11 protein-coding genes are annotated in these 10,155 nt (G+C 64.6%); 6 read left to right on the plus strand and 5 right to left on the minus strand.

What is annotated here, in order from left to right; translation table 11 throughout:
• Window positions 1-233: 233 nt before the first annotated feature.
• Both WB785_RS20745 and WB785_RS20750 read left to right on the plus strand, forming a co-directional pair.
• Window positions 234-1,445: an acetyl-CoA C-acetyltransferase gene (locus tag WB785_RS20745; RefSeq protein WP_424081358.1), complete on the plus strand. Its 1,212-nt coding sequence runs from the start codon at window positions 234-236 to the stop codon at window positions 1,443-1,445.
• Between the two features lie 4 nt (window positions 1,446-1,449).
• The gene (locus tag WB785_RS20750; RefSeq protein ID WP_424081360.1) at window positions 1,450-3,612 is read left to right on the plus strand and encodes a 3-hydroxyacyl-CoA dehydrogenase NAD-binding domain-containing protein; all 2,163 of its coding nucleotides are present in this window, start codon (window positions 1,450-1,452) and stop codon (window positions 3,610-3,612) included.
• 14 nt (window positions 3,613-3,626) lie between these two features.
• On the opposite strand, the gene WB785_RS20755 is transcribed toward WB785_RS20750, so the two are convergent.
• The 3 genes from WB785_RS20755 to WB785_RS20765 are packed head-to-tail and all read right to left on the minus strand — an operon-like array spanning window position 3,627 to window position 6,100.
• Window positions 3,627-4,259, minus strand: a complete 633-nt coding sequence (locus tag WB785_RS20755) for a class I SAM-dependent methyltransferase (protein ID WP_424081362.1) — start codon at window positions 4,257-4,259, stop codon at window positions 3,627-3,629.
• Window positions 4,260-4,278: 19 nt separating this feature from the next.
• Complete coding sequence (locus tag WB785_RS20760) at window positions 4,279-4,872, minus strand: class I SAM-dependent methyltransferase (RefSeq protein ID WP_424081376.1); 594 nt, start codon at window positions 4,870-4,872, stop codon at window positions 4,279-4,281.
• Window positions 4,873-4,876: 4 nt separating this feature from the next.
• The gene (locus tag WB785_RS20765; protein ID WP_424081364.1) at window positions 4,877-6,100 is read right to left on the minus strand and encodes an FAD-dependent monooxygenase; all 1,224 of its coding nucleotides are present in this window, start codon (window positions 6,098-6,100) and stop codon (window positions 4,877-4,879) included.
• A gap of 77 nt (window positions 6,101-6,177) precedes the next feature.
• Between WB785_RS20765 and WB785_RS20770 the strand changes: the two genes are divergently transcribed.
• The gene (locus tag WB785_RS20770; protein ID WP_424081366.1) at window positions 6,178-6,714 is read left to right on the plus strand and encodes a TetR/AcrR family transcriptional regulator; all 537 of its coding nucleotides are present in this window, start codon (window positions 6,178-6,180) and stop codon (window positions 6,712-6,714) included.
• A 17-nt stretch (window positions 6,715-6,731) separates the two neighbouring features.
• Entirely contained in the window at window positions 6,732-7,721 is a 990-nt protein-coding gene (locus WB785_RS20775; RefSeq protein ID WP_424081367.1) for an LLM class F420-dependent oxidoreductase, read from the plus strand.
• On the opposite strand, the gene WB785_RS20780 is transcribed toward WB785_RS20775, so the two are convergent.
• Complete coding sequence (locus WB785_RS20780) at window positions 7,718-8,011, minus strand: putative quinol monooxygenase (RefSeq protein ID WP_424081369.1); 294 nt, start codon at window positions 8,009-8,011, stop codon at window positions 7,718-7,720. The genes WB785_RS20775 and WB785_RS20780 overlap by 4 nt on opposite strands.
• Window positions 8,012-8,143: 132 nt before the next feature.
• Between WB785_RS20780 and WB785_RS20785 the strand changes: the two genes are divergently transcribed.
• Together WB785_RS20785 and WB785_RS20790 are read left to right on the plus strand one after the other, a co-directional pair.
• Window positions 8,144-8,557, plus strand: coding sequence for a Zn-ribbon domain-containing OB-fold protein (locus WB785_RS20785; protein WP_424081371.1), 414 nt, complete (start codon window positions 8,144-8,146; stop codon window positions 8,555-8,557).
• Window positions 8,558-8,569: 12 nt separating this feature from the next.
• The gene (locus WB785_RS20790; protein ID WP_424081373.1) at window positions 8,570-9,715 is read left to right on the plus strand and encodes a thiolase family protein; all 1,146 of its coding nucleotides are present in this window, start codon (window positions 8,570-8,572) and stop codon (window positions 9,713-9,715) included.
• Here the strand turns inward: WB785_RS20790 and WB785_RS20795 are convergent.
• Window positions 9,712-10,155, minus strand: a 444-nt coding sequence (locus WB785_RS20795; protein ID WP_424081375.1) for a helicase-related protein, incomplete at its 5' end; no start/stop codon positions are given. The genes WB785_RS20790 and WB785_RS20795 overlap by 4 nt on opposite strands.

Below are 10,155 nucleotides of genomic sequence, written 5' to 3' on the forward strand. Positions count from 1 at the left end.
CGGCGAACACCGTGGTCGCATAGGGCTGCAGTCGCGACACCGTCATGGCCGTCGAGCCTAGAGCGTCGAGCGTGAAGCTAGCCGCACGCTCGACGGTGAGCGTGAGCGCAGCTTCACGTTGGGCCGAAGGCGGCCCAACCAACAGGTTGATCGGCTGCTTTGTTAGGGTGGCCGACAGGGGACTAGCGTCCCAAGGGCAAGTCCAAGAAACCACTTGTAAAGAGGAATCACCCATGTCCGAAGAAGCCTTCATCTACGAGGCCATCCGCACGCCGCGCGGCAAGCAGCGCAACGGATCGTTGAATGAGGTCAAGCCGCTGAACCTGGTCGTCGGCTTGGTCGACGAGCTGCGCAGGCGCTACCCCGACCTGGACGAGACCCTGATCAGCGACATGATCCTCGGCGTGGTCTCACCGGTGGGCGACCAGGGCGGCGACATCGCCCGCACCGCGGTGCTGGCCGCCGGCCTGCCCGAGACCACCGGCGGCGTCCAGCTCAACCGGTTCTGCGCGTCGGGCCTGGAAGCCGTCAACACCGCCGCGCAGAAGGTGCGCTCTGGCTGGGACGACCTGGTGCTGGCCGGCGGTGTCGAGTCGATGAGCCGCGTCCCGATGGGCTCCGACGGCGGTGCCTGGGCAACCGACCCCGAGACCAACTACCAGATCGGATTCGTGCCGCAGGGCATCGGCGCCGATCTGATCGCCACCATCGAAGGCTTCTCCCGCGAGGACGTCGACGCCTACGCGCTGCGCAGCCAGCACAAGGCCGCTGAGGCCTGGTCGGGCGGCTACTTCGCGAAGTCGGTGGTGCCGGTGCGTGACCAGAACGGTCTGGTCATCCTCGATCACGACGAGCACATGCGTCCCGACACCACGCTCGAGGGCCTCGGCAAGTTGAAGACCGCGTTCGACGGCATCGGTGAGGCTGGTGGTTTCGACGACGTGGCTCTGCAGAAGTACCACTACGTCGAAAAGATCAACCACGTGCACACCGGCGGCAACAGCTCCGGCATCGTCGACGGGGCCGCGCTGGTGCTCGTCGGTTCCGAGGCCGCCGGCACGTCGCAGGGGCTGACCCCGCGGGCCCGCATCGTGGCCACCGCCACCAGCGGTGCCGACCCGGTGATCATGCTCACCGGCCCGACGCCCGCCACCCGCAAGGTTCTCGACCGCGCCGGCCTGACGGTCGATGACATCGACCTGTTCGAGCTGAACGAGGCGTTCGCGTCGGTGGTGCTGAAGTTCCAGAAGGACCTCCACATCCCGGACGAGAAGCTCAACGTCAACGGCGGCGCCATCGCGATGGGCCACCCGCTCGGCGCCACCGGCGCGATGATCACCGGCACCATGGTCGACGAGCTCGAGCGCCGCAACGCGCGACGCGCGCTGGTCACGCTGTGCATCGGCGGCGGCATGGGTGTTGCCACCATCATCGAGAGGGTTTAAGACCATGTACGAGAAGACCATTGCTTGGGACAAGGACGCCGACGGCATCGTCACCCTGACGCTGGACGACCCCACCGGGTCAGCCAATGTGATGAACGAGCATTACGCGCAGTCCATGCACAGCACCGTCGAACGCCTTGTCGCGGAGAAGGATTCGATCACCGGCGTCGTTATCACCAGCGCGAAGAAGACCTTCTTCGCCGGCGGTGACCTCAAGGGCATGATCAAACTCGGCCCGGAGAACGCCGGCGAGGCGTTCGACACCGTCGAGTCGATCAAGCGCGACCTGCGCGCCCTGGAGACACTGGGCAAGCCGGTGGTGGCCGCCATCAACGGTGCAGCGCTCGGCGGCGGCCTTGAGATCGCGCTGGCGTGTCATCACCGAATCGCCGCCGACGTCAAGGGTCTGGTCGTCGGTGTGCCCGAGGTGACGCTGGGCCTGCTGCCCGGTGGCGGCGGCGTGACGCGCACCGTGCGGATGTTCGGCATCCAGAACGCGTTCATGAACATCCTGTCGCAGGGCACCCGCTTCAAGCCGGACAAGGCCAAGGAGATCGGGTTGGTCGACGAGCTCGTCGGCTCGGTCGACGAACTGGTGCCGAGGGCGAAGGCTTGGATAAAAGAGGAGCTCAAGGACAACCCCGACCGTATTTTCGTCCAGCCGTGGGATGTCAAGGGCTACAAGATGCCTGGCGGCACTCCCTCCAGCCCCGCGCTGGCCGGCATCCTGCCGTCGTTCCCGGCGCTGCTGAAAAAGCAACTCAAGGGCGCCCCGATGCCGGCGCCGCGGGCCATCCTGGACGCGGCCGTCGAGGGCGCGCAGGTGGACTTCGACACCGCCAGCCGCATCGAGAGCCGGTACTTCACTTCTCTGGTCACCGGCCAGGTCGCCAAGAACATGATTCAGGCGTTCTTCTTCGACCTGCAGCACATCAACGGCGGTGGTTCGCGTCCGGACGGCATCGAGCCGGTCAAGATAAACAAGATCGGTGTGCTGGGCGCGGGCATGATGGGCGCCGGTATCGCCTATGTGTCGGCCAAGGCCGGCTATGACGTGGTGCTCAAGGACGTCAGCCTCGAGGCCGCCGAGAAGGGCAAGAACTACTCGGAAAAGCTTGAGGCCAAAGCACTTCAGCGTGGCAAGACCACCGAGGAGAAGACCAAGGCGCTGCTGGACCGCATCACGCCGTCGGCCGACCCCGCCGACTTCAAGGGCGTCGACTTCGTGATCGAGGCGGTGTTCGAAAACCAGGACCTCAAGCACAAAGTGTTCCAGGAGATCGAGGACGTCGTCGAACCCAACGCGCTGCTCGGATCGAACACCTCGACGCTGCCGATCACCGGCTTGGCGACCGGTGTGAAGCGGCAGGAGGACTTCATCGGGATCCACTTCTTCTCGCCGGTCGACAAGATGCCGCTGGTCGAAATCATCAAGGGCGAGAAGACCTCTGACGAGGCGCTGGCTCGTGTGTTCGACTACACACTGGCCATCGGCAAAACCCCGATCGTCGTCAACGACAGCCGCGGCTTCTTCACCAGCCGTGTCATCGGCACCTTCGTCAACGAGGCGCTGGCGATGTTGGGCGAGGGCGTGGAGCCGGCCAGCGTCGAGCACGCCGGTTCGCAGGCCGGTTACCCGGCGCCGCCGCTGCAGCTCTCCGATGAGCTGAACCTCGAGCTGATGCACAAGATCGCGGTCGCGAGCCGCAAGGGCATCGAAGACGCGGGCGGCACGTATGAGCCGCACCCGGCCGAGGCCGTCGTCGAGAAGATGATCGAGATCGGCCGGCCCAGCCGCTTGAAAGGTGCCGGCTTCTACGAATACGTCGACGGCAAGCGCACCCAGCTGTGGCCGGGTCTGCGCGAGACGTTCAAATCCGGTTCTGCGGAGCCGCCGCTGCAGGACATGATCGACCGGATGCTGTTCGCCGAGGCGCTGGAAACCCAGAAGTGCCTTGATGAAACCGTGTTGACGTCGACCGCCGACGCTAACATCGGCTCGATCATGGGCATCGGCTATCCGCCGTGGACCGGTGGCAGCGCCCAGTACATCGTCGGCTACCAGGGCGCGACCGGTACAGGTAAGGAAGCCTTCGTCGCGCGGGCCCGCGAGCTTGCGGCCAAGTACGGCGACCGGTTCCTGCCCCCGGACTCGCTGACTTCGTAGCGTCTGCTCGCGCCCTACTCGCTGCGCTGTAGCACGTAGCTGCGCACCTTAAACCGGTTGCAAACCAGCCCAGGTGTGCGCCGGAACGCGGACCCGTTGGCAAATGCCATCTTCTCGTCTGCCGCCGACAGCAGCGTCCATGCGGGCGTGAATCGGCGCTCGACCTCGGCCTGGTCCAGTCCGAGAAACCGAACCGGCCCACCGGGTTTGGCGCCCACGATGAGTAGGTGCGCGCTGCGGGCGGCGGCCGCTGTGATCTCTCGGACGTAAAGGTCCCGGTCGGTATCGCTCATGCCGTGCAGACAGCCGTTGTCCACAATCAACTGGAACTTCGCATCGATTCCGGCCTCGCTCAGATGCGTGACGTCGGCGTGGACGAAGTTGACCGCAGCATCTGCGGCGCGGGCCTTGGCGCGCGCTGCATCAAGCGCCTTCGGCGTGAAGTCAACCCCGGTGACGTGCCAGCCGTGTTGGGCTAGATAGATCGACGCGTCGCCAGTTCCACAGCCGACGTCGAGTGCCGATCCTGGCGACAGCGCGTTACTACCCTCGACGAGCTCCTGCAGCATCGGCGAGTTCGCGTGACCATCCCACGGAGTAAACCCGAGTCCGTAGAAGACCCGAAACAACACGTGTCGAGAAGCCATGACTTGGACGGTATTCCATCTAACGGCTGCGCTGGAAGAGGTAGTACCGCGTCGGGGTTTTCTCCGCGTCGAGCTCCTGCTCTTCGCCAGTGGACAGCAGTGTCCAGCCGGATGCGAACCGCCGTTCCATTTCGGCGCGGTCGATGCCGCGCACGCCGAATCGCCCGCCAGGGATGAACGCCACGATGAGCAGCCGCGCGCCGGGTGCGGCCACTGCGCTGACCTCGCGGACATAGGAGTCGCGGTCGTCGTCGTTCATGTTGTGCAGGCAGCCATTGTCGACAATGAGCTGAAAAGGTCCGCTGAGTCCGGTCTGACGCAACTGCCTGACGTCAGCCTGGACGAAGTTGACCTTTTCGGAGCCCGCCTTGGCCCGCGCCTTCTCCAGCGCCGTAGGCACGAAGTCCACGGCCGTGACCTGCCACCCGTGCTTGGCCAGATAGATGGAGGTGTCGCCGGTACCGCAACCCAGTTCAAGTGCGTTGCCGACCGGCAACGCGGGTAACTCGTTGCCTTCGACCAGGTTTCGCAGACTCTGCGCCAGCGGGTGGCCGTCCCAAGGCGTGAACCCGAGGCGGTAAAACAGCCGGAAGAGGGTGTGCTTGGAGCCCAGCAGGTCAAGTTTCATACCGGCTATGTTGCCAAACCTCGGTGTAGTCGGGTACCTGCATCGAATCGTGCATCCGCACACCCTTGGTGTTGAGCTTTGCGACCGTCCGGGAAACTGACGCAGGCAGCGCCGATATCAGCTGCGCGCCCCGGGTCACTGCCCACAGGGCCGCTGCGGAGCCGGGAACGACAGTCTTTGCGGCAGTCCGAGCGAACGCGCGGCTACGGCGTACCGGTTCGCGCATCGCGGATTCGTAGGCCGAAAATGCTGCGGCATAATCGCCGTCTGCCCGGGCCAGTTCGCCAGGCAACACGTACGCGCCCACGACCGCCAGGCTGGTGCTGCCGCCCACCGCTGGCCCCGGGCAGTAGCCGGCGTCGCCGACCAGAGTCACCCGCCCGCGTGACCAGCCGTCCAGCTCAAGCTGAGTGATGGCGTCGTAGTAAAACGCCGACGAGTCGTCGAGTTGGTCAAGCCAACCATCTACCTCGGAAGCCATCCCGGTGAAAGCCTGACGCAGTATCTCCTTTTGCCGCACCGCATCTCGGTGGTCGTATCGCAGTTCGGGGCTATGGAAGAGGAATACTATCCGAGCGTCGTCGAGGTGTTGGGCGGTGTAGATCGCGGCCATTCGTCCCACCGCCGCATAGCAGACCATTTCTCCTTCGGGCGCAAGGTGTTTCGGCACTGACGCCACCGCCAGGTACGCACCGAGGAACCGGGTGAACTCCGCCTCCGCGCCAAAAATCAGCCGTCGAACGTTGGAGTGCAGCCCATCGGCACCGACGATGGCGTCGAACCTACGTCCCGCAGCATGCTCGAAAGTCACGTCACCGTCGGCGGATACGCTCGCGACGGAGTCGGCGAACCGGTACTCGACACCGTCGCGGCCGGCGTCGTAGTAGATCTCGCTCAGATCGTCGCGCATGATTTCCACGTGCCGATCAGATGCGGCGCTAAAGAGCTTGGTCAGATCGACGTTGGCCGGATGCTTTGCACCGTCGCGAAAAATGGTCATCCGGGTCGTTCCGGTGGCGCGAGCTTCGATGCGCGGCAGCACGCCCATCTTCGCTGAGATCTCCATCGACGGCCGGAACAGATCGACGGCGTGCCCGCCGGTTTTGCGTAACGTCGGCGCGCGCTCGACCACGGTCACTTCGAAGCCACGCCGAGCCAGCCAGTACGCCAGCACGGGGCCGGCGACGCTCGCACCTGAGATAAGAACCCGCATGTCAGCACCTCCTTACTTAACGATAGGTAAGCCTAACATCCGGGCTTACCTATCGTTAAGTCAGATAAACTGTCGATGTGAGTAGGCCCCGCTCCGACACCCGCGAGCGCATCCAAGATGTCGCCCGCGAGCTATTCGCGCAGCAAGGTGTGCAACGGACCAGCCTGCGGGACATCGCCGACAAGCTCGGAATCACCAAGCCGGCGCTGTATTACCACTTCACTTCGCGAGAAGAGCTGATTCGCAGCATTGTGCAGCCGTTGATCGACGACGGCGAGCAGTTTGTCGCCGACCAGGAGAACCGGGCCGACATCGATGTGCGGGAGTTGCTCGAGGGCTATTTCGATTTCCACTACCGCCGTCGGCAGGACCTGATGTTGGTCCTGGCGGAATTCGCGATCCTGGAAGACCTCCACCTGGTCGAGATGGTGCTGGCATGGCGCGAACGGCTCGGCAGGCTGGTATTCGGCCCGGCGCCAACCCTGGCCCAGGCCACCCGGGCGGTGATTGCCTTCGGCGGATTGCAGGACTGCTGTGTGCAGTTTCTCGATGCCCCGCTCGACGAATTGCGTGCCGCGTCGGTGGCAGGCGCGCTCGCCGCCCTGGGCCGCTAGCTCTAAAGTCCCAAGCTATGCAATTTGGACTCTTCATCCCTCAGGGCTGGCGGATGGATCTGGTCGGAATCGAACCCTCCAAGCACTGGGCGGTGATGCGCGACCTGGCCGCCCGTGCCGACGACGGTCCGTGGGATTCATTGTGGGTCTACGACCACTTTCACACCGTGCCGATGCCGACCGGCGAAGCCACCCACGAGGCGTGGTCGCTGATGTCGGCCTACGCGGCGACGACGTCGCGGATCAAGCTCGGCCAGATGTGCACGGCGATGAGCTACCGCAATCCGGTCTATCTGGCGAAGGTGGCGGCCACCGCCGACATCATCTCGGGCGGGCGTGTCCAGATGGGTATAGGTGGTGGTTGGTACGAACACGAATGGCGCGCTTACGGTTACGGGTTCCCGTCGGCGGGAGTGCGGTTAGGCCGGTTGGATGAAGGCGTGCAGATCATGCGCGACGCCTGGCGCGACGGTAAGGTCAGCATCGCCGGTAAACACTACCAGGTCGACGGGGCGATCGTTGCTCCGAAGCCGTTGCAGGACAGCGGGATTCCGCTATGGATCGCCGGCGGTGGCGAGAAGGTGACCTTGCGTATCGCCGCGAAATACGCGCAGTACACCAACTTCACACCGGACCCTGCCGGATTTGCCCACAAGTCCGAGGTGCTTGCCGGGCATTGCCGCGATGTGGGCACCGACTTCGACACGATCGTGCGCTCGGTCAATGTCAACGCCGTCATCGGTGCCTCCGAGGCCGAGGTCAAAGACCGGCTGCAGCGTATCCGCGATCGGTTGGTCGGCTACATCCCGGAAGGCGCCGCGGACGGAATGATCGGGGGGACAACCGGACCCGAGTCGGCAACCGGTACTGCAGAACAGGTCATCGAGCGACTGCAGCATCTGCGCGGCCTGGGCTGCGAGTACGCCATCTGTTACTTCCCGGAGGCCGCCTATGACCGGTCCAGCATCGAGCGGTTCGAACAAGAAGTGATTCCCGCGCTGAGCTAGACGTCGCTGGTGGTGTACCGCGTCTTGACCGGAGGCGCGGCCAACAGGGGAGGGAGCTGCGTCAGCTTGCCTTCGCCGGCGCGAAACCTGCGGTAGGCCTCGTCGTGTTCGACCGATTCCCATAGCTCGTAGATGAGCCAGTGCGCTTCGTCGTCGTCGTCGACGAGCACTTCGGTGCGCAGGTTCCCATCGAACGCCCGAGTGTCTTGCAACGCCCGGCCCATGAGTTCGCGCCCCGCGGCGACCTCGTCGGGCTTGAACCTGAGTTCGAGAATCACCGTGACCGCCATGGTCGCCAACATAATGCAGAGCTGCCGCGCGTCTAATATGAGAATGGGATTTCCACTTTTCACCAAGGCTGTTATACGGTTCAGTGAGCAATGTTCTGGTTGCTGGATGGATGATCGCTGGAGGATCGCTCGATGCAGAAGGCACTTGCCCCGGACATCTCAACCTGGCCCGACGAGAGTCCGCAGTTGATCGGCAGTCGATGCGGCGGCTGTGGCGCCACTACCTTTCCGGTGCAGCAGCGGTGTCCGCGCTGCAGTGGCGGCGAGATGAGCGAAGTGTTGTTGCCGCGCAGCGGAACCCTGGTGGCATGGACCACCCAGGGCTTCCCGCCCGGTGCTCCCTATGCCGGCCCGACCGGCGACGATTTCGTGCCGTTCGGCGTGGGCCTGGTCCAGCTCGGCGACGTGATCCGGGTGGAGGGCCGATTGACTGAAAACGATCCGGCCAAGCTCAAGTTCGGCCAGCAGGTCGAACTCACCATGGTGCCGTTGACCACCGACGCTGATGGCAACGAGATCGTCACTTTCGCGTTCCAGCCGGCATAGGCGGGGGTCCACATGACTAACGACGTGGCCATCATCGGCGTGGGCCTGCATCCATTCGGCAGGTTCGAGAAGACCGCGATGGAAATGGGCGCCGAGGCAATCCAATTGGCATTGACCGACGCCGGCGTGGACTGGAAGGACATCCAATTCGGGTTCGGCGGCAGCCACGAGGTGTCCAACCCCGACGCGGTGACCCGCTTGGTCGGTCTGACCGGCATCACCTTCACCAACGTCTTCAATGCCTGCGCCACCGCGGCCAGCGCTATTCAGCAGACCGCCGACACCATCCGGCTGGGCAAGTACGACATCGGCATCGCCATCGGCATGGACAAGCATCCCCGCGGCGCCTTCACCGACGACCCCGCCAAACTGGCGCTGCCGCAGTGGTATGCCCAGAACGGGCAGTTCGTCACCACCAAATTCTTCGGAATGAAGGCCAACAAGTACCTGCACGACCACAACATCTCTCAGGCCACGCTGGCCAAGGTGGCCGCCAAGAACTTCCGCAACGGTGCGCTGAACCCGAATGCGTTCCGCCGCAAGCCAATCCCTGAGGACCAGATCCTCAACTCGGCGGTGCTGAATTACCCGCTGACGCAGTACATGTTCTGCGCGCCCGACGAGGGGGCCGCTGCAGTGATCATGTGCCGCGCCGACATGGCGCACAAGTACACCGACAAGCCCGTGTATGTGCGCGCGTGTGAGATCCGCACCCGTCGCTACGGCGCCTACGAGGTGCACGCCACCTTCGCGCCATTGGACGAGGATGTGTCGCCCACGGTGTATGCGGCCAAAGCCGCCTACGAGGCCGCGGGAATCGGTCCGGAGGACGTTGACGTCGCCCAGCTGCAGGACACCGACGCCGGCGCTGAGGTCATCCACATGGCCGAGACTGGATTATGCGCCGACGGCGAGCAGGAGAAGCTGGTGGCCGACGGCGCCACCGAGATCCACGGCTCGATTCCGGTCAACACCGACGGCGGATTGATCGCCAACGGCGAGCCGATCGGCGCGTCGGGGCTGCGTCAGGTGCACGAGCTGGTGCGCCAGCTGCTCGGAGAGGCGGGCGATCGTCAGGTCCCCGGCAATCCGCGCGTCGGCCTGGCACAGGTGTACGGCGCCCCGGGCACCGCGTCGGCGACCATCCTGTCGCTCTAGATCGCCGGGCCAAGGAGGTCGTCGGCGTCGCGGATGATGTAGCCGTAGCCCTGCTCGGCCAGAAACCGTTGCCGGTGTGCGGCGTACTCGGCATCCAGACTGTCGCGAGCCACCACCGAATAGAACACCGCCCCGCCGCCGTCGGCCTTGGGTCGCAGTAGCCGGCCCAGCCGCTGCGCCTCCTCCTGGCGAGAGCCGAACGTCCCCGAAACCTGCACGGCCACTGCGGCTTCCGGCAGATCGATGGAGAAGTTGGCGACCTTGGACACCACCAGGGTATTCACCTCACCGCGACGGAAGGCGTCGAACAGCGCCTCGCGCTCGGCGGTTTTGGTCGAGCCCTGGATCACCGGGGCATCGAGCACCTCGCCTAGCTCGTCGAGCTGGTCGAGGTAGGCGCCGATCACCAAAGTCGGCTCACCTGGGTGCCGGCTCAGGAT

The organism is Mycobacterium sp. (genome assembly GCF_049585075.1).
Taxonomy (GTDB): domain Bacteria; phylum Actinomycetota; class Actinomycetes; order Mycobacteriales; family Mycobacteriaceae; genus Mycobacterium.

Bases quoted from the DNA above. Each gene is read 5' to 3' on its own strand.
- WB785_RS20775 (WP_424081367.1), top strand. From the start codon at position 6,732: ATGCAATTTGGACTCTTCATCCCTCAGGGCTGGCGGATGGATCTGGTC.
- WB785_RS20790 (WP_424081373.1), top strand. From the start codon at position 8,570: ATGACTAACGACGTGGCCATCATCGGCGTGGGCCTGCATCCATTCGGC.
- WB785_RS20765 (WP_424081364.1), bottom strand. From the start codon at position 6,100: ATGCGGGTTCTTATCTCAGGTGCGAGCGTCGCCGGCCCCGTGCTGGCG.
- WB785_RS20750 (WP_424081360.1), top strand. From the start codon at position 1,450: ATGTACGAGAAGACCATTGCTTGGGACAAGGACGCCGACGGCATCGTC.
- WB785_RS20755 (WP_424081362.1), bottom strand. From the start codon at position 4,259: ATGGCTTCTCGACACGTGTTGTTTCGGGTCTTCTACGGACTCGGGTTT.
- WB785_RS20785 (WP_424081371.1), top strand. From the start codon at position 8,144: ATGCAGAAGGCACTTGCCCCGGACATCTCAACCTGGCCCGACGAGAGT.
- WB785_RS20745 (WP_424081358.1), top strand. From the start codon at position 234: ATGTCCGAAGAAGCCTTCATCTACGAGGCCATCCGCACGCCGCGCGGC.
- WB785_RS20780 (WP_424081369.1), bottom strand. From the start codon at position 8,011: ATGGCGGTCACGGTGATTCTCGAACTCAGGTTCAAGCCCGACGAGGTC.